Origin of the sequence: uncultured Algoriphagus sp., from assembly GCF_963974365.1 — a bacterium.
GTDB lineage: Bacteria > Bacteroidota > Bacteroidia > Cytophagales > Cyclobacteriaceae > Algoriphagus.
This window is the reverse complement of record NZ_CAXBBX010000005.1, coordinates 1-23,583: the sequence shown is the minus strand read 5'-3', so window position 1 is coordinate 23,583 and position 23,583 is coordinate 1. Positions and strand designations below refer to the sequence as shown.

The following is a 23,583-nucleotide window of genomic DNA, read 5'->3' as shown; positions in this document are numbered from 1 at the left end:
TTTTAATACCTAGCTGCTAGTAATAACTGCAATTCCTTGTGGCTAATACCAAACTTCCTACCCAAATAAGCATTTGTCAGACTTCCCCTATAGGTGTATACTCCCCTCAAAAACCATTTGTAGTTAAAAATCATTTCTTCAGCCCCACCTAGATCAGCCATCTGAAGTATAAGTGGAGTGAAGATATTACTCAAAGAATAGGATGCAGTTCTTGCGACTCTAGAAGCAATATTCGGAACACAATAATGAATAATATCATGAACCTCGTAAACAGGCTCGTCATGTGACGTCATTCTTCCCGTTTCGATACAGCCTCCTTGATCTATGGCTACATCGATAATAATACTTCCGTGCATCATATTGGCAACCATTTCTTCGGAAACCACGATTTTATTTCGCCCTTTTTCAGCACGTAACGCACCGATTACCACATCTGCCTCCGAAAGCGCTTGATTTAGGCTGAAATTATCGATGGTCGAAGTGTAAATCTGCTGACCGAGCAATTGCTTAAGTCTTCTTAATTTATAGATATGGTTGTCGAAAACTTTGATATTAGCTCCTAATCCCAAGGCCGTTCTCGCTGCATATTCAGCCACTGTACCTGCGCCGATGATCACTACTTGAGTTGGTGGCACACCAGTAACGCCCCCCATTATTAATCCTTTGCCGCTATTTTCGCTAGAAAGATACTCTGCAGCTATTAGCATCACCGTACTTCCGGCAATCTCCGACATAGCACGGACTACTGGCATTCCTCCTACTTTATCTTCTAAGTATTCGAATGCTACTGCTGTTATTTTCTTTTCGTTCAGCTTCTGGATAAATTCCTGACTTTGTCTTTCCAGCTGAAGGGCAGAAATAAGGCAACTACCAGTAGTCATGTAGCTCAACTCCTCCTCTGTTGGTGGATCTATCTTTAAAACCACCTGCGATTCAAAAACCTCTTTTTTTGAACTGGTAACTTTCGCTCCGGCATCAGAAAAATCCTGGTCGGAAAACTTTGATTGTAAGCCAGCGCCTGCCTCCACTACAACGCTAATCCCATTATTAGTAAGTAAGCCTACAGATTCTGGGGTTATGACTACGCGCTTTTCCTGTGTAGAAACTTCTCTTGGCAAACCTATAACCAAGGAGTAGTCTCTTTTTTTCACCTTGGCAGGCGATTCCTTCGGTATCAGCCCTACTGCAGTAAGTTGATCGATTTCAGCTGGCATCTTGAATATGTTGAAAGTTCAGGGTTCGTTTTGTGTCGGATTCATTGATGATCCGAATGAGGAAAAATTTCTCTGGCAAAAATGCAGCAACTTTCTCTGCCCATTCTAACCAGCAATAATTTCCACTATAAAAATACTCTTCTATTCCGATATCCAAGGCTTCTGTAGCATCATCCATTCTATAAAAATCAAAGTGGTAAAATATTTCACCAGCTTGATTTTCATAGTGGTTTACTATCCCAAAAGTAGGACTACTGACTTGATCTAGGATGGAATAGGATTTGGACAGCGCTTTGATAAGCGTGGTTTTACCCGCTCCCATATCACCCTGAAACACCCACACTTTTTCATCAGAAGCGGCTTCAATAACAGCTGAAGCTGCTTTTCCTATCTCATCTAGCTCGTATGTAAACTGGGTCAAATGCGCAATTATTTTGGTGACAAATGAACGATCGGAATGATCATTTCCTCCAAAGATACACCTCCATGCTGGAAAGTATCCTTGTAGAAGTTCACATAATAATTGTAATTATTCGGGTATGCAAAGAAATAATCTTCAACGGCAAATACATAAGTAGAAGAAACATTCAGCCGTGGCAATTTCGCGTCTTCAGGTCTTTTGATCTCAAAAACTTTCCCCTGCTCAAAATTCAGGTTTTTCCCTTGCTTATACCTCAGGTTTGTAGTCACATTTTTATCACCTATAATTCTGTAAGGCTTATTCACTCTTTTGGTACCATGATCTGTTGTGATGATCACCTCCGCTCCTGCATCATGAATCTTTTTCAAAAGCTCAAATAAGGAAGAATGCTCAAACCAACTTGTGGTTAATGATCTATATGCTGACTCGTCAGGAGCTAACTCCCGAATCATTTTCATGTCCGTCCTAGCATGGGAAACCATATCCACGAAATTGTAAACCAAGACATTCAGATCATTTTGAAGAAAAGTATGAAACTGTTCCAATACTGCTTTTCCCTGGTGTGCCTGAATAATTTTATTATAACTTGACTTAATATTAAGTCTGTTTTTCTCAAGGTTAACTTTCAACCACTCTTCTTCGAAATTATTTTTTCCTTCATCAGAATCCTCATCTTCCCAAAACTGCGGATAGAACCTCGCCATATCCATAGGCATCATGCCGCTGAAGAGTGCATTTCTCGCAAAAGCCGTGGTAGTAGGTAGAATACTGTAATACGTATCCTTGTCTTTAATATTGAAATAAGGTGCAATGATCGATTCTATATCTTCCCACTGGTCAAGTCGGAAATTATCAATCACGATAAAGAAAAGCGGTTTTTTCTCTTGAAGCTGAGGAAAAACTTTTTTCTTCATCACCTGATAAGAAAGCAACGGCTTGGTTGGATTTTTCTCTTCCATCCAATCGAGGTAGTTTTCTTTAATGAATCTGCAGAAATTAGCGTTCGCTTCTATTTTTTGCGATTCCAGGACAGGAAGCATGTTTTTGTTTTCCGTATCATCGATCTGCATCTCCCAATACGTCAGTTTCCTGTAGATATCTGCCCAATCCTGATGATCTTCAGCATCGCCAAATGCCATACTGATATTCATAAAATCCTGCTGATAACTTTGGGTAGTTCGCTCATCGATCAACTGTTTGTTTTGCAGTAACTTCTTCACCGAAAGCAAAATTTGGCTTGGGTTAATCGGTTTGATCAGGTAATCAGCAATTTTCCCTCCGATCGCATCATCCATGATATGTTCTTCCTCACTTTTGGTGATCATTACCACAGGAACTTGAGGCTTCATTTGCTTGATTTGCTGCAAAGTTTCCAGACCAGTCATTCCTGGCATCATTTCATCTAGAAAAATCACATCAAAGTTTTTTTGCTCTACTTCTTCGATAGCATCTACCCCGGAATTCACCGTGGTAATAGCGTATCCTTTTTGTTCGAGAAAAAGAATATGTGGTTTGAGCAAGTCGATTTCATCGTCTGCCCAGAGTATGTTGAATTTTTGAGACATTACAGGTTCCGTTTCTTTTAAAATTATAATTACTTTTGAGGCAAACAAAAAAGGCCTCCTTGAAAAGCCAGAAGATACTAAACGACCCGGTTTACGGATTTATCACGATCCCAAGCGAGTTGATTTTTACGATTATCGATCACCCATACTTTCAACGATTGCGGAGAATAAAACAACTGGGTCTGACCGACTTTGTCTACCCCGGTGCGCTCCACACCCGATTTCATCATGCGATTGGGGCAATGCACTTGATGAGCATTACGCTAGACAATCTACGAATAAAAGGTACTGAAATCACAGACCAGGAATATGAAGCTGCTTTAATCGCTATTCTTTTGCATGACATAGGGCATGGACCTTTTTCGCATGCCTTGGAATATAGCTTACTCAGAGGCATTCCTCATGAGGAGCTATCCCTTTTAACTATTGAACTCCTCAATCAGGAGTTTGGTGGCAAACTAGACCTTTCTTTAAGAATATTTAAGAATCAATACGAGCGAAAATTCTTTCATCAACTGGTTTCCAGTCAGTTGGATATTGACCGGCTAGATTACTTGCAGCGAGATTGTTTTTTCACAGGAGTATCCGAAGGAACAATAGGTGCGGATCGTATCATCAAAATGATGGATGTGAAAAATGATCAAGTGGTCATCGAAGAAAAAGGAATCTATTCCATAGAAAACTTTCTGAGTGCTCGTCGTTTGATGTACTGGCAAGTTTACCTCCATAAAACTACTGTCAGTGCAGAAAAAATGCTCATCAAACTGATCGAGCGGGCTCGGTTTCTTCGCCAATCAGGCACAAGCTTTACTATCACGGAGGAATTTGACTTTCTTTTGAGCCAAAATTTATCTTTGTCCGACTTCCGAACTAATCCAGACTATTTGCGATTGTTCCTCGAAATGGATGATTTGGATATTTGGGGAGCTGTAAAGCTTTGGAAAAACCATCCTGATTACGTCCTTAGAAATATTTCTCAGATGTTTTTGACTCGGAATCTTTTCAAAATCAGTTTAACAAACGAAGCGTTTAAGCCTGAAGAAATTGCTCTGCTGAAAGAAAAGACGATTTCCAAATTGGGAATTCCTGCTCAAGACCTGGATTATTTCTTTTCGCACGGGGCAGTAAGTAACTATGGGTACCTCGCCAAGGACAGAATTAATATTTTGACGAAAAAAGGCGAAGTAATTGATGTAGCTCAGGCGGCTGACCTACCGAATATAAAAGTCATGAGTAAAATCGTGGAGAAACATTATGTATGTAAGGCCAAAAGCCTAAATTTAACTTACTAAATTCTTTTTAACTGTTTATGGAATTCACCCTCGGACAAGTTGCTGCGATCCTTCAGGGAAAAGTAGAAGGCGACGAAAACCAAAAAGTTTCCAGACTGGACAAAATCCAGGAAGGTAAGCCGGGAGGAATTAGCTTTTTGGCTAATGAAAAATACACTCCATTCATCTACGAAACGGAGGCTACTGCAGTAATAGTATCCAAAAGTTTTGTGCCAACCAAAGCTCTGAAAACCAATTTAATCAAAGTGGAAGATGCTTACAACGGCTTTACAATGCTCTTGGAGGCATATTCTATGATGATGAAAAACAGCATTGTGGGTGTGGAAGAGCCCTCTTTTATGGATGCTAGCTCTCAAATAGGTGAGCAAGCCTATCGGGGAGCATTTTCTTATATTGGGAAAAGCTGCAAAATCGGAGATTCAGTGAAAATCTATAGCCATGTTCACATCGGAGATCGTGTGCAGATAGGAAATAATTCGATAATTCATGCCGGGGCAAAAATCTGTGCTGACACGATAATTGGCGACAATTGCGAAATCCATCCAGGAGCTGTAATCGGTTCAGATGGATTTGGATTTGCTCCTCAAGAAGATGGAACATATAGAGCGATTCCTCAAATAGGGAATGTTATCTTGGAGGACAATGTAAGTGTTGGGGCTAATAGCACGATAGATTGCGCCACTATGGGTTCCACATTGATTAAAAAAGGAGCAAAAATAGACAACCTGGTGCAAATCGCACACAATGTGATCATTGGTGAAAATACAGTTGTCGCCTCCCAAACGGGAATTTCAGGATCTACTGAAATAGGCAACAACTGTATTATCGCCGGTCAGGTAGGAATAATTGGCCATTTGAAAATCGCCGACAATACCACAATTGGTGCAAAAACCGGGATTATTAAATCAATCAAAAAGGCTGGAGATACCCATTTTGGATACATAGGAATTGACATGAAAAATTTCCTCAAGTCCTATTCTATTTTCAAAAACCTAGAAGGGATCGAAGACCGCCTAAGAGAACTAGAAAAAAAGCAGTAAATTTGCAGCCTTTAGCATGCTGAACGGTTCAATAATCAGATGAAAGTAAAACAACACACCATTAAAAAGCAGGTGGAATTATCCGGAGTAGGACTACACACCGGAGTTATTTCCAACATGACATTCCTCCCTGCACCTCCAAACCACGGATATAAATTTCAGCGAATTGATCTGGAAGGCAGACCAACCGTAGACGCAGACTGCGACTTGGTGGTAGATGTTTCCAGAGGCACCACGTTGGAGCAAAATGGTGCTCGCGTCTATACTGTAGAGCACGTATTGGCAGCATTGGTAGGTTTAGAAATAGATAACGTACTAATCCAATTGGATGGTCCTGAGCCTCCAATTATGGACGGGTCGTCTATTCAGTTCATCGAAGTATTAGAAGAAGCAGGTCTAGAAGAGCAAAATGCACTGCGTAGATTCTACGAAGTTCAAGAAAGTATTCAATACAAAGATTCTGCTCGCGAAGTAGAAATGGTGGCATTGCCAACAGATAACTATCGCGTAACAGTAATGGTAGATTACAACTCTCCAGTATTGGGTAGTCAGCATGCTTCTATCACGGACATCGGCCAATTCAGATCAGAAATTGCTTCTTGCCGCACGTTCTGCTTTTTGCATGAACTAGAGATGCTTTACAATTCTAACTTGATTAAAGGTGGAGATTTGAACAATGCCATCGTGGTGGTGGATAGAATAGTAGAAGAAGCGGAATTGGTTAATTTGGCTAAGATGTTTAATAAGCCAAAGGTTGAGGTAAAGAAAGAAGGCATTTTGAATAATGTTGATCTTCGCTACCGCAATGAACCGGCTAGACATAAATTACTTGACGTTGTTGGGGATTTAGCCCTTGTAGGACGTCCTTTGAAAGCACAGATTATGGCCGCAAGACCAGGTCATGCCGCTAACGTAGCTTTTGCAAAGAAAATAAAACGTGCTATGGAGAAGTCTACCACTTCACACATTCCATATTACGATCCTCGCCTTCCACCAGTAATGGATATCAATCAGATTAGCAGCATTTTGCCGCACAGATACCCTTTCCAGCTGCTCGATAAGATTATTTATCTTGACAATACGGTGGTTGCGGGCGTGAAAAATGTAACTATCAACGAACCTTTCTTTATGGGGCATTTCCCAGCAAACCCTGTAATGCCTGGCGTATTACAAGTGGAAGCAATGGCCCAAACTGGTGGTATTTTAGTATTGAGTACAGTGGATGATCCAGAAAATTACTGGACTTATTTTCTGGGAATCGAAAACTGTAAGTTTAGAAAAATGGTTCTTCCTGGTGATACACTAATTTTTAAATGTGAACTTTTGGCCCCAATAAGAAGAGGTATTGCTAAAATGCGTGGTGAAGCTTATGTTGGAAATACGCTAGTATGTGAGGCCGTAATGACAGCAAGCATAACCCGAAAAGAATCATGATCAGCCCATTAGCCCATATTGATCCGAAAGCTACTATCGGAAAAAACGTTACAATTGAGCCTTTCACTATGATTGGTGAAAATGTCACTATTGGTGATAATACCTGGATAGGACCAAATGTTACTGTTTTTTCAGGTGCAAGCATTGGAAAAAACTGCAAGATCTTCCCAGGTGCTGTCATAGCAGGTATCCCCCAGGACTTAAAATTCCAAGGGGAAGATTCTACTGTAATGATTGGGGACAATACTACAATCAGGGAGTGTGTGACGATCAGCAGAGGAACAGTTGAAAAACAAACCACCGTTATCGGAAGTCACTGCTTACTTATGGCTTATGTCCACGTCGCGCACGATTGTGTAATCGGCAGCCATGTGATCATCGCTAATTCTGTTCAAATCGCTGGTCACGTTTCCATCGATGATTGGGCGATAGTGGGTGGATCAAGTGCCGTTCACCAATTTGTGAAAATCGGAATGCATGCCATGGTTTCCGGTGGATCTCTGGTAAGAAAAGACGTCCCTCCATTCACTAAAGCAGCACGTGAGCCACTTTCATATGCAGGTGTCAATTCCCTTGGCTTAAGAAGAAGAGGCTTTTCTAGTGAATCCATTTCCCATATTCAAGAAGTTTACCGATATCTTTTCTTGAATAGCATGAATAACAGTCGTGCATTGGAAGAGATCGAAGTCAATCTACCTGCTACCAAAGAGAGAGATGAAATTTTGAATTTCATTCGCTCTTCTGAAAGAGGTGTGATGAAAGGCTACATCAATTAACTATGCTGAAAATCCACTTAGAAGAGGCGTCAAAACGCTTCCAATACGAATGGATTTTTAGAAATCTAAGCCTTGATCTATCTCAAGGAAATTCCTTAGCTATTACTGGAAGCAATGGATCTGGAAAATCCACTTTACTGAAATGCCTATCTGGAGCAATTCCCATTACTTCAGGAAAAATTGATTACCAGCTTGATGGAAAATCAATTTCAGAAACAGATTGGTTCTCTTTTTTAACTATTTCCGCTCCTTACATGGAAGTACCGGAGGAATTCACTTTGGAGGAGTTGCTTGACTTCCATTTCAAATTCAAAAACCCTTTTGAAGGAATATCTACCAAAGGTATTATTGAGCAACTTTACCTCACTCAGCACGCCTCCAAGCCCGTTGGACAATTTTCATCGGGTATGAAACAGCGTTTAAAATTAGGGCTAGCTCTTTTTTCAGATGTCCCTTTGATATTTCTAGATGAACCTACCTCGAATCTTGATCGTAAAGGAATCGAGTGGTACCAAGAAATGATCGAGCAGTTCGGAAAAAACAGAATTCTGGTAATCTGCTCAAATGAGCCGAGAGAATATAAGTTTTGTGAGCAAAAAATAGTACTTGAACATTATAAGTAAACAATAGCTTTGAAGTTTAATCCTTAACTTTAAAGCTACAGGTATCAATAAACAAACATATGAAGTCGAGCATGACGAAGAAAGTCACACACTGGGATGATTATAACCATGCGAGATTCCATGTAGCCACTGAAAAACAAATTATAAACACATGAAATCACTTTTGTTTAGATTATTCCTTCTGACCTTCGTCATGGTTGCCATTCAAAGTTGTGGTGGAGATGACCCAGATCCTGATCCAATCAAAACTCCGGAACAAATTGCCACGGAGGCATTGACGGGAACTGGAACCCAAACTTGGGGAATCGACGGAGGAGGGTCTGTACAGCGTGACGGAGCAGTAGTAACAGATCTGTACGCTGGCTTTGAGCTGGTAATGAAGTCAGGGTCTGCCAAAACCTATACTTCCAAAAACAACAATGACATTTTTGACGCTTCAGGAACCTGGAGTTTTGTAGGAACGAACTTCGACAAGTTTATGCTCTCAGGCACCAAACCAGTCGCTGGAAGAGAAATTTCCTTCACTCAAAACAATGACAATCTCACACTTACCTTTACTATTCCTGCACCAGGAGCTCGTGTCAATGGAGTGATGGCAGTAGCCGGTAATTATACTTTCAGACTGCTTAAAAAATAAAGCTTAAAATCTTATTCAGTAGAAAAGGGGAACGAAATCGTTCCCCTTTTGTCTTTTATTTCAAAGTAACAAGCGTAACACCTGCCCCACCCCGATCCGCATGCTCGTCCTCCATATGCCTAACCTGACTCATATCCTTAAGAAAATTACGCGTCAAATCTCTTAATATCCCGTTGCCTTTGCCATGGACAATCCTGAGATCCTTCAATCCTAACATATATCCTTCATCAATAAAAGACTGGATCATAAATAGTATTTCTTCGCCTCGTTTCCCTCTCAAATCGAGATTTGGCGAATAATCCATCATCTTTTCATTGGTATTGTACCCGCTTCTTGAGACAGCCGCTTTCTTTTCCCTCTTCGCTTCTCCCTGAGATATTTTCTCTAATCGCGAAAGCTTCACTTTTGACTTGAGCTCACCAATAGAAACCTCCAGCTCATTGCCTTTGATCTGAAGAACTTCCGCTATAGCGCCATTGTCTTTGACTCTCACCCAGTCTCCCACGGCGATCTTTCCTCCCAGCACTTTGATTTCCGGGCTTTTTATCACATTTTTTTCAGGCTTGACTTTCTCTTTAAATTCCTCCAAATCTTTTCTGACCTGCTTAGTAGCCTCCTTCTCAGCCTTACCCTCTTTGATCTCCCGGATCGTAGCTTCAATCTTTTTATTTGCTTGATCCAGCAGTTGCTTTGCTTCTTGCTTTGCCTCCTGGAGATACCGTTTCTTGGTAGTCTCCATCGTCTCTTTCAGCTCATTGTATTCCTGAAGGCGGGTTTTCAGTAGTCGCTCTTTAGATTTTACATCAGCGAGTAAGGTGGCGTATTGATTCTTCTCGTTTTCTACCTGAGTGAGTAATCTATCGTAACGCACACGCTCTTCACCGATCTGTTCTTTTGCATAGTTCAAAATCTCCTTAGGAATCCCGATTTTAGAAGCGATCTCCAACGCAAAAGAAGACCCTGGCTTCCCAATTTCAAGCTGATAAAGTGGCTCTAATTTATCCACATCATAGCGCATCGCGCCATTTACCATTCCTTGGTTCTTATTCGCAATTTGCTTCAGATTGCCGTAGTGAGTCGTAATCACGCCATAAGCTCCGAGTTTATTCAGTGCTAAAAGAATAGATTCGGCGATTGCCCCTCCAAATTGTGGCTCCGTCCCCGTCCCAAATTCATCGATAAAAAGGATTGTTTTCTTATTTGCAAAAAGCGAAAAATGCTTCATGCTCATCAAGTGCGAACTATAAGTACTGAGGTCATTCTCCAAGTTCTGCTCGTCACCAATATCAATGAAGAAATTATCAAACAAAGAGCTTTTGGAATCGGGATGCACCGGGATTAGAATCCCACATTGAAGCATGTATTGCAGCAAGGCCACAGTTTTCAGCGTGACCGACTTCCCCCCTGCATTTGGCCCGGAAATGACTAATAATCGCTCATGCCCACTCAATTTCACATCCAGAGGAACCACATTCTTTCCCTGCGCCTTCAGGGCAATCTCCAAAATAGGATGTCTTGCTCGAGTCCAGGTAAGTTGCCTTTCCTTCGTGATCTCAGGCCTGCAACTAGCTGTTTTCTGAGCGAATTTTGCCTTGGCACGAATAAAATCTATCAGTCCAAGGAAATTAGTAGCTTTCCTCAGTGCAGGAATTGCGGGCCTGATTCGATCCGTCAATTGAGTCAGAATTTTGATAATCTCCCGACGCTCCATGTATTCGAGGTCACGGATTTCATTGTTGATATCCAGGGCCTCCTCTGGCTCCATAAATACCGTCTGGCCAGTGGCAGATTCATCGTGGATGAAGCCTCTAAGTTTACGCTTATTTTCTGCAGCAATAGGAATCACCAACCTCCCTGAACGCACCGTAATCGCAGAATCTTCTGTTGTAAGACCTTTTGCCCTGGCTTCCTTGAAAACGCGATCCATTACCTTACGCAGGCGACTTTCTTCGTAGAGAATCTGGCTTCGGATCAACTGCAAGTCCTTGCTTGCATTACTTCTCATCTTACCTTTTTCATCGATTATCAATTCGATAGATTTGAGTAAACTCAAATCCAAGTCAATCAATAACCCTAAGAGCTGCCCCAACACCGGATATTCCTCCTCTCTTATCTGGAAAAAAGAAATACATCCCCTCAGTGTGTCTAGAGATAGCTTTATTTCATAGAAATCCTCTTCATCAAGAAAGGAATTTTCAAGTTTAGCTTTTTCTAAATAGGGATTCAGATTGGTGAAATTAGAAGAAGGGAAAAGGTCCCCTGAGATCAAAATCTGGCGAAACTCCTCCGTTTGATCAAGTAATTTGCTCACCAAATTAAAATCAGAAGAGAAAGCCAAACGATCCACATACTGCATTCCAAGCGGAGAAGAACACTCCACTTTTAGCAGTTCCTTAATCTTTATGAAATTAACTTTTTGTTCGAGGTTGCGAGGGTATAGCATTAGTATTGGTCTACAATTCCTTCAGAAGACTCTTTCACTACCAGAGAATCTACCACACGAGAATAAATCCGCTCCATTTCATCAGGGTCGCGGAGGTAATACATCATACTTTGGGTGAATACTGAATCAGAGACTTCATGCTTGATGAAAACTTCTTTTTCCAGTAAAGAATAAAGCACTTTTGAGGAGTCATATGCTACCGGCAAAGCACTCGTAAGCCCCTCAGTTAGATGGATATCTATGAGTACTTCCACCATTTTATCCTGAGGCAATAATCCGTCTGGCTTATTACCAGAATTGCAGCTTAAAAGAGAAAGAATGCAAAAACTTAGTATTAGAAATCTTTTCACAGGTCAAAATTAGGTTTTTTTAACGGAAAATCTCCCCACCCTTCATGTAACTGAAATTTTATAATTCAGCTTAGAAGCATAACTTAGGCCGTTCAAATCATCCTTCATGAACGAATTATTCAACAAGCTCAGAAAATACGAAATCATGATCCGAAAGGTGGCTAATAATCACCTGCAAGGAGAATACCAGTCTCTTTTCAAAGGGTCAGGATTGGAGTTTGATGATCTCCGTCCTTACCAGTACGGTGATGATATTCGTACCATTGAATGGAAGGTAACAGCTAAAGGACACGGGACGTTCGTCAAAACGTTTCGTGAAGACAAAGAACAGTCTGTTTTCTTTCTTTTGGACATAAGCGGCAGTCAGGATATCGGCCAGCCAGGAAATAAAAAAATTGACCAAGGCAAGATTATCGCAGGAGTATTAACTCTGGCAGCTGTATTTGAAGGTAGCCAAGTAGGCCTGATCAGTTATTCAGATCAAAAAGAAAAACTTGTCCTTCCTGCCAAAGGAAGTAAGCAAGGAGTCAAAATGATCCGTGGAATCTTTGATCACGAAAACAACTCTCTAAAAACGGACTTGAATTCCATGTTCATGTTTGCTTTGAACCTCATTAAGAAAAGAGCGGTAATTGTTATCATCTCAGATTTCATCGATGATGGCTATGAACGACCATTCCGAGCGCTGGCGGAAAGACATGATGTAGTAGCCATTCAGCTTACGGATCCCCGTGAATCAGCGCTTCCTTCGTTGGGAATCATTCCAGTATTTGACAAGGAAAAAGGTAAAACTACTTGGGTGAATACTGCCTTTGGGAGTTTTTCTAAAAAAATAGCAGATACCTTTACCTCCGAGCGAGAGCAACTGAAGGATATCTGCAAAAAAAATCAAATAAACTACTTGACCATCGACACTACCCAAGACATCGTAGGTCCGCTTCTTGAGCTATTTAAGTACCGAAACAAAAGCATGAAACGTGGCTAAGACGCTCAAAATCTTATTATTTCTATTTATTCCATTCCTGTGCAATGCCCAGCAGATCACTGTGGATGGATATTTCTTGCAGGATTCTGCCAAACTTGGCGAGCGGGTAGGTTATGTACTCAAAGCAACGTATCCACAATCAAAGCAGCTAATATTTCCAGATTCAACCTTTGATTTCTCACCGTTGGTTTTACTTGAAAAGAAAACATTCATTTCGAGTACTCAGGACAGTGTGACACAAGATAGCACAATCTATTACCTGTCAAATTTCTCGTTGGATCCTAGCTCTTACTTGACTCTGCCGGTTTACGAATTGGCACGATACGATACTGTAGTACATTTTCCTCTCGAAGCAGAGTTAAAATTGAAACTTACGCTGGACAGTATTCCTGAGGAATTGGTTTTTCAGCAAAACAACATATATCAACCGCTAGAAAAGTCCTGGAACTGGATCATTATCGGAATTATTCTCGGTGGTATTCTTCTTTTGCTCGGTGTCCTCTACTTCCTTTTCGCAGATAGAATCCAAGAATACTGGAACGAAAGAAGGGAAAAAAGACGCTGGGCTCAATTTGAGAAAAAGTGGAAAACTCAAACTGCTCTTCTATCCGAGAATCCTTCAATTGAATCTGCAGATGAAGTCATAGGGCTTTGGAAAGGCTATATGGAAAGCATCACCAAGTTGCCAGTGCGGGAATGGACTTCCAGTGAGATAGGAATACGAATGGACAATCCGGAAATATTCAAAGCGCTCAGAGCTATTGATTTAATTATATACGCTGGAGAATCCTCACAAAGTGAAGAGGCAACAAACTATCTAGTAGAAGTGGCGAAAGAAAAATACCAGGAAAAACAAACCAAAATCACTCATGAGAGAGCAGCTGTCTGAATTCTTTAGCTGGTCTTGGTTTCAGCCTGAGACCTTCAAAACTTTTGAATGGGAAAATCCTATTCTACTGAATTTGATATGGATTATTCCGCTTTTCGTTCTTTTCAGAACCTTTGTTAAGTTTCTGAAAAACCCTGTTTTAGAGCTTTCTTTACCTAAACGAGTATCAAGAAATAATCCCTGGACTTATTTAAGACTTATTCCAGCAGGCTTTTTCTACCTTTTCCTGATTCTGCTGGTAGTTGCTCTTGCTCGACCTCAGCGAAGTAATGAGCGTGTAGAGCAGTTTACAGAAGGAATCGATATTATGCTTGTGCTGGATATATCTGAATCCATGGACCTGCAGGATTTCACGCCAAATCGTCTGGAAGCAGCTAAAGCAACAGCAATTGAATTTATAAATGGCCGTGTGGGGGACCGTATCGGCATGGTTGTTTTTGCTGGAGAAGCCTATTCTTTAGCCCCGCTGACCAATGATTACGAATTACTAACAGATCTTGTGAAAGAGATTTCCTTCAGCATGATGGAGGCAAAAGGAACCGCTATTGGCTCGGCACTGGCATCAGGGACCAACCGCATGAAAGAGTCTGAGTCTGCCTCTAAAGTAATGATCTTGCTGAGTGATGGAGAAAGCAATGCAGGAAATGTGGACCCTTTATTTGCAGCAAACCTTGCTGCTGCCTTGGATATCAAGCTTTATACAATCGCTATGGGCAAAGATGGACTCGTTCCTTACGGTACAGATTTCTTTGGTAGACCCCAAATGGTAGAGAGTTATTTGGATGAGTCAACGCTTCGTGAAATTGCAAAAGTTGGAAATGGAGAGTTTTTCAGAGCAGCTGATGGCGGAACTTTAGCATCTATTTTCGATAGAATTGACACGCTTGAAAAAACTGAAGTGATCGAAAACCGATACAAAGAAACTGCTGATTACTACAGAATCTACCTATTCTGGGGGTTGATTTTCTTCTTTGTTTGGCTTGGCCTGAAGAGTAGTTTCTTGAACAACTTCCTCTTGGATTAAAAATAGCTAAATAGCTAATTGAGCTTATTCGCACATAGTAATTTCCACCTGCTGATTCCCGTAATCAAACACCTGCAAGTTTGGGCTGTAAAACATCCCGAGTCCTAAACCACGGACGATAAATAGTAATCCAATTACAACTCCCAAGTAAGGAATTGCTTTTTGGAAATTCTGTCTGGTCTTTAGTGAAAAAATATTTCCGGAGAACATTAGCACAAGAAGTAAAGGGATCGTTCCTATTCCGAAAAAAAACATATAAGTAGCTCCAAGAAGTGGGTTTTGCAAAGCTAAAGCTGCCACCAATGCCATATAGACCATTCCACAAGGAAGCAGTCCATTTGCTAGTCCGGTCGCAAAAAAAGCAAACGATCCTCGAGCTCTGATGAATTTATTCAGTTGCCTCTTTACCCACATTACTATTCCCGATAGTGCTGGTATAGCCAGAAATTGATCTGCCCTCTTGTAAGTAACTGCAAAAATCAAGATAATAGCTCCCGCCACAATAGAGAAAATCTGCTGAACGCCGGCAAGAGACAAGGAAAAACCTATGCTTCCTACGATCAATCCCAGCATCGCATAGGTGACACTTCTGCCAAGATTGTAGAGAATTTTATTCGAGAAATATGCACTTTTCCCTTTGCCAGCAACTGCCAAAGCAATAGGGCCACACATTCCCACACAGTGAAATGAACCCAGAAACCCTAGTATGAAGGCAGTCCACAGCATTTATATGGTGATCTTTTTCTCTTGATAATGATCGACTCCATTTTCTGACCAATTCAGCTGGACTTTCCAGTATCCAGTTTTCAGGTTTTCGAGAGTAACTTCTGTTATTCCAGAATGAGTTACGTTCACCACAATTTCCTGATCCAAAGAGGAATCAGATGGACGAAATAGCTGCAAAGTACCTGTGGTACCATTAGGAAGGTCTAGCGCTAATACTTTGGATTGAGCATCATAGGAGATCACTTCTCTATCCAATCCCAAAGCAGAATTCGATTCATCGATTCTATCCTGATACTTTATCTCTTCTTCGTAGTAATTCTCTGTCACCAATTCAATTCCATCCATACGGACAGAAATCACGACCATCGTCATGATCAGAACCACGAAGGCTATAATCGTAAGTACTATTCCTGTTCCCCAATTCATAATTTCTTTAGTTAATTCCCAGAATTACTTGACTGGAGCTGTGAAATTAGTCTTGATATGATCTATTTCCTCACCTAAATGTAGGAGAGATAGCTCCACTTTTTCCTGATTCACGGTGACCTCTCCTTGCTTTCTTACCAGAAAAAACCGCCCTTCAAATTTAGACTGCGGTTCCAATACCCAAAGCTGCTCTCCAACGATTTCCACAGTCATACCTTCGGCAAGAGACTTTAGTGAAACTTCCTGCGGATCGTAAGTTTTATTGATCAAAGTTATTTGATACAAGTTCGTCACCATCCCATCTTCACGCTCCTGGTAAGTCATCCCTGGAAAACGCGTGACAGTCGCAGAAATATCATTTCTGGTAGCCAACAAAGTCACAAATGCAGCAACCAACAATGATAGGATCACACTATAAATCTTGACTTTGCTGGTGAAAAGCTTTTGAAAACCTTCTTTAATACTGTTTTCGGAAGCATATCTGATCAAACCTACAGGTCTATCAACTTTCAGCATCACCTCATCACAGGCATCAATACATGCTGTACAGTTGACACATTCCATCTGAATACCATTTCGGATATCTATCCCCGTCGGGCAAACTTGTACACAAAGACTACAGTCCACACAATCGCCTTTGTCAGCGTTTTCTTCAGCAATTTTACGGATCGGAGCGCGCGGTTCACCACGGATATAATCGTACATGACATTGATGGAATTATTGTCCAGCATCACTCCTTGCAATCGTCCGTATGGACAAACGACCAGACACGCCTGCTCACGAAACCAAGTAAAGACAAACATGAAGATCCCAGAGAAGGCGATCAGCCCAATAAATCCCGGCATATGAGCAGTAGGTGGAGAAGACACGATCTCAACCACCTGATCAATACCTATTAAATAGGCCATCACCAAATGCCCTATCATTAAAGAAATGAGTGAGAAAATGGTAATCTTGATCGTTTTCTTAGTGATTTTCTCTGGGGTCCATGGCTGAGCATTCAAAGCTCTTTGCTGATTAGCATCTCCTTCGATTAGGTATTCTATTTTTCGAAAAACCATTTCCATGAACAGCGTCTGCGGACATGCCCATCCGCACCATACCCTGCCAAAAGCGACGGTAAAGAGAATGATAAAAACAAAGAATATGAGTAAAAGAAAAATGAGCAGGTAGGTATCTTGTGGCCAGAATACAGCTCCGAAAATGATGAATTTCCGCTCGAAAATATTAAAAAGCAACCATGGCCTTCCATCGACTTTGATGAAAGGCCCTGCAAATAAGATAGTCAATAATAGCCAGGAAAAGTAAGTTCTGTACTTGTAAAAATATCCTTTTACTTTTTTGGGATAAACCCAATTCCTATTTCCATCATCTTGGACGGTAGCTAGCGCATCTCTGAATGTCGCAGGATTTAAATGTGGGTTTTTCTTTGCCATAGTAGAAGGCTATTTTCCACCGGGAATTCCAAAATTCTCGGTAGAGTTAAGTTATTCAGCTATTGCAGAAGAATCCGCTGGAGCTCCCGAATCTTCAGTAGGCGCTGTTTCTCCTCCTTCATATAGTTCTCCTTGCGGATCCTTCGCAACCGCAGGACTCATGCCTTGCAGTGTAAGAATATAACTGGCGACTTCTCGTATTTCCTGAGGACTCAACTGATCTTCCCATGGAACCATCCCCTTCTCTATGACTCCATATTTTATCACAGAGAAAAGATCCTTAATACCACCTCCATGCAACCAATATTGATCTGTTAGATTTGGACCTACTCCCCCTCCTCCATCTGCAGCATGGCAAGCAGCACAATTAGTTCCAAATATCGTCTTACCAGCTTTCAGTCCCACAGCTGAATCATCTACTTCTACATTGTTCTCATCGATCGATGCCAGAGCACTAGCTCCACGAGCTTCTGCCTCTATAGCTGCGATACGAACTTCTTCTTCGTACTCTTCAATGCCTGTCTTTCCATAGCCCAAAATCGTATAATATCCAAAATAAACAAAGGCGATGATGATCGTACCAGTAAAGACATATTGAAGCCATGGAGGCATAAAGTTGTCCAGTTCTTGAATACCATCGTAAGAGTGTCCAGTCATTAATTTCTCCTGAGAAAGCTCTTCTTCGATATCTCCAGTGACAAATCGCTCTTTGAAAGATTTCCACCAGCTAGGTTCCTCAGCTAATTCTGGATTTTCCTTGCGGAAAACAGCAGAGATAAAAGACATTAAATAAAGCATCAGAATAAGAAGTAGAATAATCACTCCCAATATGACACCGATGATAATAAAGATAGCTACTTGATTTGAATCCATCGCTTGCATAGCTCCCGACACAGACTCCTCCTGAGCAAATGCTGAGCTCGAAAGCAGTTGACCGATTAAAGTTAAATATTTCTTCATGGCTGTTTGTCGGTTAATTCTTTATCATCATCCATTGGGAGAGAACTCATATGTTCAATATAATCCTTTGGAACTCTCAGTGCCCAAATAGCCATGCCTATAAAAAATAGAACGAATATCACTAAAGAGATAATCGGGAATATCTCTACATTTTCCATTGATCTTAATACTTCTTTGTACATGATTTCTGGTTAGTTAGATGATGACACTTTAATATCTGTACCCAATCGCTGCAAATAGGCGATCAATGCTACTATTTCAGTATTTGGCAGTACTTCTACTCCCGCATCTTTCAAGCCTGTAGCGATTCCAGCAGCTTGAGTTTGTAGATCCGCTACTGCTTGTTCATCGTATCCTTCTGGATAGGGCACGCCTAGCTTTTGCATAGTTCTTATTTTCGCAGGCAGATCTGAATAGTCCAATTCATTAGTGACTAACCACGGATACGGTGGCATCAATGAGCCTGGAGACATACTTCGAGGGTCTTCCATATGGAAATAGTGCCAACTATCTGGGTATTTCCCACCTACGCGATGTAGATCGGGCCCCGTTCGTTTGGATCCCCACAGGAAAGGTCGATCATATACATATTCCCCAGCTTTGGAATATTCCCCATAGCGCTCCGTCTCAAATCTAAATGGCCTGATCATCTGAGAGTGACAGCCTACACAACCATTTTTAATATAAATATCTCTTCCTTCAAGCTCAAGAGCTGTATAAGGCTTGACCGAACTGATAGTCGGAACATTTGATTTCACCAAAATCGTTGGAATGATCTCCACGATTCCACCAATAAGTATTGCGACTGTAGCTAAAACAGCAAAGAAAATTGGTTTTCTCTCCCATGCTCGGTGCCAGAATTCCCCTCTAGGATTATAGTTTTTAGCCAAAGCAGGTGCTGAGTCTTCCTCTGTTTCTACAAACGTACCTTGCTGAGCAGTTTTGAACATATTATAGCCCATCAAAATTGCACCACTCACATAGAGTAAACCACCAAATGCCCGAAGCATGTACATTGGCACTAACTCTACTACAGTTTGAAGGAAGTTACCATAAGCCAGCTTACCCATCTCATCAAATTCTCTCAACATCAAGAATTGTGTCAATGCTGCCACATACATTGGCAAGGCATAGAAAATGATTCCCAAGACTCCAAGCCAAAAGTGTGTATTTGCCATCTTAGTTGAATAGATGGTTGTCTTAAATAATCTAGGCCACATCCAATACAGCATACCAAAGGTCAAGAACCCATTCCAACCTAATCCGCCAATGTGAACGTGAGCAACTATCCAATCGGTATAATGCGCTATTGCACTGACATTCTTAAAAGAAAGCATTGGTCCCTCAAAGGTTGCCATACCATAAGCCGTGATCGCCACAACCATGAATTTCAATACTGGATCATTTGTCACTTTATCCCAAGCTCCACGTAGAGTCAACAGACCATTTACCATACCACCCCACGACGGAGCCAAAAGCATCACAGAAAACACTGTTCCCAGTACTTGGGCCCACTCAGGAAGTGATGTGTAAAGCAAGTGGTGAGGCCCTGCCCACATGTATAGGAAGATCAAGGACCAAAAGTGTATGATAGAGAGTTTATAAGAATAAACGGGTCTATTAGCAGCTTTTGGAAGGAAGTAATACATCAATCCAAGGAAAGGAGTAGTAAGGAAAAATGCCACTGCATTGTGACCATACCACCACTGCACTAATGCGTCCTGAACACCAGCATAAGCGGAGTAGCTTTTCAAAAAAGAAACTGGCAATGCTAATGAATTAACAATATGAAGAACAGCTACTGTGATAAATGAAGCTAAGTAAAACCAAATAGCGACATACATATGACGCTCCCTGCGGGTCAGAATGGTACCGATCATATTTACCCCAAAAGCTACCCACACCACAGCAATGGCAATATCAATTGGCCATTCTAGTTCTGCATATTCTTTTGAAGAAGTTAGTCCTAAAGGCAAAGTAAGGACTGCCGCAAGAATAATTATTTGCCAGCCATAGAAGTGAAACCAGCTCAGTGATTTCTTCCACATCGGTGCTTTAAGTAACCTAGGCATGGAATAATACACCCCAGCAAAAATTGCATTTCCCACAAAAGCAAAAATTACCGCATTGGTGTGGAGCGGACGAATTCGCCCAAAAGTAGTGTAGGGATTGCCTAAATTAGCTTCAGGCAAGAATAGCTGTGTCGCCGCAAGTACGCCAACTAGCATCCCTATTACGCCCCAGATAATCGTGGCAGCTCCAAAATATTTGACAATTTTATTGTCATATTGGAACCTCTCCAGCATAGTGTCATTCATAGGAATCGGGTTTTGATGGTTGATCTTTCTTTGTTTTTTTCGATTTGTTATCGAAGAGTATTCTTATTGAAGGAGTATAATTATCATCAAATTGGCCGTCTTTCATTGCTCTAAAAAAAAGGTAGAGAAATGTACTCGCCAGTATTAGACTAATCGCGATTAATAGAAAAATAACCTCCATTCTAAAACAGTTTTGAAGTTAACAATCCCCTCTTCCAGGCAACAAAATTGGTGGTCAACGTAGTAAAGACAACCACCGAAATACTACTTAAGGGCATCAAAATAGCGCAGATTACCGGACTCAAAAGCCCCTGTACTGCCAACCCAAGTCCAACTAAGTTATAAAATAAACTCAACATAAAACTTGCCTTGATAATAAGTCTGCTTGATTTGGCAAAACTTAGGAAATCTGGAATCATCCCAAACACTTCTGAATCCATGATTGCATCACTTGCAGGAGAGAAATGACTCACTCGATCAGAAATTGCTATTCCCACTTGACTCTCTTGCAAAGCACCCGCATCGTTTAAGCCATCTCCTATCATTAAGGTATGGTTGACTTTATTCAAGTTCTTCAAATAGGAAAGTTTATCAGCTGGACTTTGTTGAAAATTATAAGTGATTTTATAACCGAGCTTTTCTTCCAGATAAGTTTGTTCGTAAGGAAAATCTCCCGACAACATATGCAGGTTATAGTTAGCGCTTAGCTCACTAATTACTTCTGGCGCCTTTTCGCGAAGACCAGTTTCAAATTGGAAATAACCTAATTCCTGGCCTTCTACAGTGAAGCATACAATATTTCCGACTTGACTTTTTGGTTGACTTTTATATTCTGTGAACTCAGCAGAACCAATTTTGAAGTGTTGGTTTATATAAGTTGCTTGGACCCCAGCTCCTTTAATTTCTGTTACGTGCTCTATTGAAACAGCTTTCTGACCCTCAAGCCAATAATTAATACGATTGCTGAGTGGATGGGTAGAGCGCTGGACCAGAGCTTTCAAAACACTTCTTGATTCTTCAGAAAGGCACTCCCCTTTAAAAATGATTTTGGCATTTGAAGGATCCGTGAGAGTACCCGTTTTATCGAAGACTACTGAATCAATTAAGGCTAATCGCTCGACAACATTCGCATTTTTTAAGTAAAATCTACTTTTCCCAAAAATCCTGAGCGTATTACCTAAAGTAAAAGGCGTTGACATTGCCAAAGCACAGGGGCAAGCTACGATAAGCACTGAAGCGAATACTTTTACTGCAAGAGATAAATCAGTGAAAGACCAATAGACAAATGAAACAAATGCAATCGCTACAACAGACCAGGTGAACACAGCACTGATACTATTTGATATCGGCTCGAGTAACCCTTCCTTTCCCTTTTCAAAAGATTCATTGTTCCATAAATCAGTGAGATATCCCTGAGATGGAGATTTTTGGACTGTCAGCAATATAGCACCTCCCATCTGACGACCACCAGCGTACACTAATTCTCCCTTTTGCTTAGGAACTGGAACTTCCTCCCCAGTCACAAAGCTATAATCAATGCTAGCATTAGAACTCAGTAAAACAGAATCGGCAGGGATCAACTCCTCATCACGCACCATAATCATATCACCGACCAAGAGATTGGATAATGGGATTACGAATTCTTGATCTTTTGATATTCGGGTAACAGCAATTGGGAAATAGGCCTTATAGTCCCTATCAAACTCTAGGGTTGAAAAAGTTTTCTGTTGATAGATTTTCCCTAGTAGTAAGAAAAATAACAACCCACCAAGGCTGTCCATATATCCAGACCTTTGAAAAGCAAAAATTTCCCATAGCGAATAAACAAACAATGCTACTAACCCCAATACTATAGGAACATCCATATTTATTCGCTTCTGCTTAATCGAATTCCATGCAGAGAGGTAGTAGTCACTTGCTGAGTAAATGACGACTGGAATGGCAAGAATTACATTTAGATAGCTAAAGAGCCCTCGAAATGAAGAATCGATCAATTCGGCTTCAGAAAAATATTCAGGTATGCTAAAAAGCATCATGTTTCCAAAGCAAAATCCGGCAACAGCAAGACGTTGAATTAGACGCTTATCGATTCCTGATCCAGGTTTTTCATCAAGATTAGAAAGGTTAATTCTAGGTTCATAGCCTATGGTAGAGAGTAGATTTACTAGCTCTTTGATAGAAATCTTATTATGAAGAATTTTAATCTGAACCTTCTTTTTAATAAAATCAACTCGACTATAAAAAACACCTGAATTAATTTGACTTAGATTTTCCAGTAGCCAAATGCATGATGAGCAATGGATAGCTGGGATGTTAAAAGTGATATGACTTTCAGTTTGATTACTGAAGTCAAGGAGACGATTCGCAGTATCTTGATCATCTAGGTAATCAAACCGATTAGATTGAAATTTCTTGCTCTTCTGGCTTTCTCCAGGATGACTTTCAATATCATAATAAGAACAAAGATCATTCTCAGACAGAACTTCATAAACCAACTTACATCCCTGGCAACAAAAGTTTCTTTCCTGCGAAACAATTACCATGTCATTACAATCTTCACCGCAGTGAAAGCATGTCATTGTGCTTGTTGGAAATTTATCCTCAGTCATTACAATCAATCTAAAAGTTATTCAAACAAACAACTCAATTCATATATCCTTGCTAAGCAGTAAAATACTATAGCTAATTGAATGGCTCTAAAATCTAATAGGTCACGAAAGTATGGTATTGAAAAAGCACTATTTCTGAGGAAAAACAAGTAAAAATATGACATAAGTCACCTTCTAAACTATTGTTGACTTAGTATAAGTTATGAAAAAAAACAAATAAAAATAATAATTGCCAATACAAAGAGGAGCAAATGGTCAAACATTTACGAACGCGACTATGTTCTTTACAAAATTAAAGCCCCTCTAGATACGTTTTGTTTAGGATTAAGGGAGGTTATTCGCGTAAACAGGATTGGTCCAAACGCAAAAAAGCCTTCCGTTTTCACGAAAGGCTTTGAATAAATGAGGCGGCGA

The 23,583-nt window shown here is 40.7% G+C and carries 22 protein-coding genes; 9 read left to right on the top strand and 13 right to left on the bottom strand.

The window, feature by feature from the left end; all coding sequences use genetic code 11:
• Positions 1-2: 2 nt before the first annotated feature.
• Genes AACZ87_RS08030 through AACZ87_RS08020 form a run of 3 tightly spaced genes read right to left on the bottom strand, consistent with a single transcriptional unit; the run spans position 3 to position 3,200 of the window.
• On the bottom strand, positions 3-1,214 hold the full coding sequence (locus AACZ87_RS08030) for an alanine dehydrogenase (RefSeq protein WP_339866263.1): 1,212 nt from the start codon (positions 1,212-1,214) through the stop codon (positions 3-5).
• The gene (gene tsaE, locus AACZ87_RS08025; protein WP_339866261.1) at positions 1,204-1,635 is read right to left on the bottom strand and encodes a tRNA (adenosine(37)-N6)-threonylcarbamoyltransferase complex ATPase subunit type 1 TsaE; all 432 of its coding nucleotides are present in this window, start codon (positions 1,633-1,635) and stop codon (positions 1,204-1,206) included. Before tsaE ends, AACZ87_RS08030 begins: the two co-directional genes overlap by 11 nt.
• Positions 1,636-1,643: 8 nt before the next feature.
• Complete coding sequence (locus AACZ87_RS08020) at positions 1,644-3,200, bottom strand: PglZ domain-containing protein (RefSeq protein WP_339866260.1); 1,557 nt, start codon at positions 3,198-3,200, stop codon at positions 1,644-1,646.
• Between the two features lie 59 nt (positions 3,201-3,259).
• Between AACZ87_RS08020 and AACZ87_RS08015 the strand changes: the two genes are divergently transcribed.
• From AACZ87_RS08015 to AACZ87_RS07990, 6 genes are all read left to right on the top strand, one after another.
• The gene (locus AACZ87_RS08015; protein ID WP_339866258.1) at positions 3,260-4,492 is read left to right on the top strand and encodes an HD domain-containing protein; all 1,233 of its coding nucleotides are present in this window, start codon (positions 3,260-3,262) and stop codon (positions 4,490-4,492) included.
• 17 nt (positions 4,493-4,509) lie between these two features.
• On the top strand, positions 4,510-5,532 hold the full coding sequence (gene lpxD, locus AACZ87_RS08010; protein ID WP_339866256.1) for a UDP-3-O-(3-hydroxymyristoyl)glucosamine N-acyltransferase: 1,023 nt from the start codon (positions 4,510-4,512) through the stop codon (positions 5,530-5,532).
• Between the two features lie 39 nt (positions 5,533-5,571).
• Positions 5,572-6,966, top strand: a complete 1,395-nt coding sequence (locus AACZ87_RS08005) for a bifunctional UDP-3-O-[3-hydroxymyristoyl] N-acetylglucosamine deacetylase/3-hydroxyacyl-ACP dehydratase (protein WP_339866254.1) — start codon at positions 5,572-5,574, stop codon at positions 6,964-6,966.
• Positions 6,963-7,742, top strand: a complete 780-nt coding sequence (gene lpxA / locus AACZ87_RS08000) for an acyl-ACP--UDP-N-acetylglucosamine O-acyltransferase (protein WP_339866253.1) — start codon at positions 6,963-6,965, stop codon at positions 7,740-7,742. The genes AACZ87_RS08005 and lpxA overlap by 4 nt, the downstream gene beginning before the upstream one ends.
• Positions 7,743-7,744: 2 nt before the next feature.
• The gene (locus AACZ87_RS07995) at positions 7,745-8,365 is read left to right on the top strand and encodes an ATP-binding cassette domain-containing protein (RefSeq protein WP_339866251.1); all 621 of its coding nucleotides are present in this window, start codon (positions 7,745-7,747) and stop codon (positions 8,363-8,365) included.
• A gap of 151 nt (positions 8,366-8,516) precedes the next feature.
• The gene (locus tag AACZ87_RS07990) at positions 8,517-9,002 is read left to right on the top strand and encodes a hypothetical protein (RefSeq protein ID WP_339866249.1); all 486 of its coding nucleotides are present in this window, start codon (positions 8,517-8,519) and stop codon (positions 9,000-9,002) included.
• 55 nt (positions 9,003-9,057) lie between these two features.
• Here the strand turns inward: AACZ87_RS07990 and AACZ87_RS07985 are convergent, their stop codons facing one another.
• Both AACZ87_RS07985 and AACZ87_RS07980 read right to left on the bottom strand, forming a co-directional pair.
• Positions 9,058-11,445 carry a Smr/MutS family protein gene (locus AACZ87_RS07985; protein WP_339866248.1) on the bottom strand — a complete coding sequence of 796 codons (2,388 nt, stop codon included), beginning with the start codon at positions 11,443-11,445 and terminating at the stop codon, positions 9,058-9,060.
• On the bottom strand, positions 11,445-11,795 hold the full coding sequence (locus tag AACZ87_RS07980; protein ID WP_339866246.1) for a DUF4296 domain-containing protein: 351 nt from the start codon (positions 11,793-11,795) through the stop codon (positions 11,445-11,447). Before AACZ87_RS07980 ends, AACZ87_RS07985 begins: the two co-directional genes overlap by 1 nt.
• Positions 11,796-11,901: 106 nt before the next feature.
• Between AACZ87_RS07980 and AACZ87_RS07975 the strand changes: the two genes are divergently transcribed.
• From AACZ87_RS07975 to AACZ87_RS07965, 3 genes are read left to right on the top strand one after another with little or no spacing between them, the layout of a single operon-like run.
• Complete coding sequence (locus AACZ87_RS07975; protein ID WP_339866244.1) at positions 11,902-12,780, top strand: DUF58 domain-containing protein; 879 nt, start codon at positions 11,902-11,904, stop codon at positions 12,778-12,780.
• Positions 12,773-13,669, top strand: coding sequence for a hypothetical protein (locus AACZ87_RS07970; RefSeq protein ID WP_339866243.1), 897 nt, complete (start codon positions 12,773-12,775; stop codon positions 13,667-13,669). Before AACZ87_RS07975 ends, AACZ87_RS07970 begins: the two co-directional genes overlap by 8 nt.
• Entirely contained in the window at positions 13,650-14,693 is a 1,044-nt protein-coding gene (locus AACZ87_RS07965; RefSeq protein ID WP_339866242.1) for a VWA domain-containing protein, read from the top strand. Before AACZ87_RS07970 ends, AACZ87_RS07965 begins: the two co-directional genes overlap by 20 nt.
• Positions 14,694-14,717: 24 nt before the next feature.
• Here the strand turns inward: AACZ87_RS07965 and AACZ87_RS07960 are convergent, their stop codons facing one another.
• The 8 genes from AACZ87_RS07960 to AACZ87_RS07925 are packed head-to-tail and all read right to left on the bottom strand — an operon-like array spanning position 14,718 to position 23,169.
• Positions 14,718-15,419 (bottom strand): sulfite exporter TauE/SafE family protein, encoded by a 702-nt coding sequence (locus AACZ87_RS07960; protein WP_339866241.1) that lies wholly within the window; start codon positions 15,417-15,419, stop codon positions 14,718-14,720.
• On the bottom strand, positions 15,420-15,845 hold the full coding sequence (locus tag AACZ87_RS07955) for a FixH family protein (protein ID WP_339866240.1): 426 nt from the start codon (positions 15,843-15,845) through the stop codon (positions 15,420-15,422).
• A gap of 24 nt (positions 15,846-15,869) precedes the next feature.
• Positions 15,870-17,282, bottom strand: coding sequence for a cytochrome c oxidase accessory protein CcoG (ccoG, locus tag AACZ87_RS07950; protein WP_339866239.1), 1,413 nt, complete (start codon positions 17,280-17,282; stop codon positions 15,870-15,872).
• Between the two features lie 51 nt (positions 17,283-17,333).
• Positions 17,334-18,242 (bottom strand): cbb3-type cytochrome c oxidase N-terminal domain-containing protein, encoded by a 909-nt coding sequence (locus AACZ87_RS07945; protein WP_339866237.1) that lies wholly within the window; start codon positions 18,240-18,242, stop codon positions 17,334-17,336.
• The gene (locus AACZ87_RS07940; RefSeq protein WP_339866235.1) at positions 18,239-18,424 is read right to left on the bottom strand and encodes a cbb3-type cytochrome c oxidase subunit 3; all 186 of its coding nucleotides are present in this window, start codon (positions 18,422-18,424) and stop codon (positions 18,239-18,241) included. Before AACZ87_RS07940 ends, AACZ87_RS07945 begins: the two co-directional genes overlap by 4 nt.
• Before the next feature lie 9 nt (positions 18,425-18,433).
• Positions 18,434-20,560 (bottom strand): cytochrome-c oxidase, cbb3-type subunit I, encoded by a 2,127-nt coding sequence (ccoN, locus tag AACZ87_RS07935; RefSeq protein WP_339866233.1) that lies wholly within the window; start codon positions 20,558-20,560, stop codon positions 18,434-18,436.
• The gene (ccoS, locus tag AACZ87_RS07930) at positions 20,553-20,741 is read right to left on the bottom strand and encodes a cbb3-type cytochrome oxidase assembly protein CcoS (protein WP_339866232.1); all 189 of its coding nucleotides are present in this window, start codon (positions 20,739-20,741) and stop codon (positions 20,553-20,555) included. Before ccoS ends, ccoN begins: the two co-directional genes overlap by 8 nt.
• A gap of 1 nt (position 20,742) precedes the next feature.
• Entirely contained in the window at positions 20,743-23,169 is a 2,427-nt protein-coding gene (locus AACZ87_RS07925) for a heavy metal translocating P-type ATPase metal-binding domain-containing protein (protein ID WP_339866231.1), read from the bottom strand.
• Between the last annotated feature and the right edge of the window lie 414 nt (positions 23,170-23,583).

Excerpts from the sequence above, each read along its gene's own strand:
- AACZ87_RS08030 (WP_339866263.1), bottom strand. The coding sequence starts at position 1,214 with ATGCCAGCTGAAATCGATCAACTTACTGCAGTAGGGCTGATACCGAAG.
- AACZ87_RS08020 (WP_339866260.1), bottom strand. The coding sequence starts at position 3,200 with ATGTCTCAAAAATTCAACATACTCTGGGCAGACGATGAAATCGACTTG.
- lpxD (WP_339866256.1), top strand. The coding sequence starts at position 4,510 with ATGGAATTCACCCTCGGACAAGTTGCTGCGATCCTTCAGGGAAAAGTA.
- AACZ87_RS08005 (WP_339866254.1), top strand. The coding sequence starts at position 5,572 with ATGAAAGTAAAACAACACACCATTAAAAAGCAGGTGGAATTATCCGGA.
- lpxA (WP_339866253.1), top strand. The coding sequence starts at position 6,963 with ATGATCAGCCCATTAGCCCATATTGATCCGAAAGCTACTATCGGAAAA.
- AACZ87_RS07995 (WP_339866251.1), top strand. The coding sequence starts at position 7,745 with ATGCTGAAAATCCACTTAGAAGAGGCGTCAAAACGCTTCCAATACGAA.
- AACZ87_RS07990 (WP_339866249.1), top strand. The coding sequence starts at position 8,517 with ATGAAATCACTTTTGTTTAGATTATTCCTTCTGACCTTCGTCATGGTT.
- AACZ87_RS07985 (WP_339866248.1), bottom strand. The coding sequence starts at position 11,445 with ATGCTATACCCTCGCAACCTCGAACAAAAAGTTAATTTCATAAAGATT.
- AACZ87_RS07975 (WP_339866244.1), top strand. The coding sequence starts at position 11,902 with ATGAACGAATTATTCAACAAGCTCAGAAAATACGAAATCATGATCCGA.
- AACZ87_RS07965 (WP_339866242.1), top strand. The coding sequence starts at position 13,650 with ATGAGAGAGCAGCTGTCTGAATTCTTTAGCTGGTCTTGGTTTCAGCCT.
- AACZ87_RS07960 (WP_339866241.1), bottom strand. The coding sequence starts at position 15,419 with ATGCTGTGGACTGCCTTCATACTAGGGTTTCTGGGTTCATTTCACTGT.
- AACZ87_RS07955 (WP_339866240.1), bottom strand. The coding sequence starts at position 15,845 with ATGAATTGGGGAACAGGAATAGTACTTACGATTATAGCCTTCGTGGTT.
- ccoG (WP_339866239.1), bottom strand. The coding sequence starts at position 17,282 with ATGGCAAAGAAAAACCCACATTTAAATCCTGCGACATTCAGAGATGCG.
- AACZ87_RS07945 (WP_339866237.1), bottom strand. The coding sequence starts at position 18,242 with ATGAAGAAATATTTAACTTTAATCGGTCAACTGCTTTCGAGCTCAGCA.
- AACZ87_RS07940 (WP_339866235.1), bottom strand. The coding sequence starts at position 18,424 with ATGTACAAAGAAGTATTAAGATCAATGGAAAATGTAGAGATATTCCCG.
- ccoN (WP_339866233.1), bottom strand. The coding sequence starts at position 20,560 with ATGAATGACACTATGCTGGAGAGGTTCCAATATGACAATAAAATTGTC.
- ccoS (WP_339866232.1), bottom strand. The coding sequence starts at position 20,741 with ATGGAGGTTATTTTTCTATTAATCGCGATTAGTCTAATACTGGCGAGT.
- AACZ87_RS07925 (WP_339866231.1), bottom strand. The coding sequence starts at position 23,169 with ATGACTGAGGATAAATTTCCAACAAGCACAATGACATGCTTTCACTGC.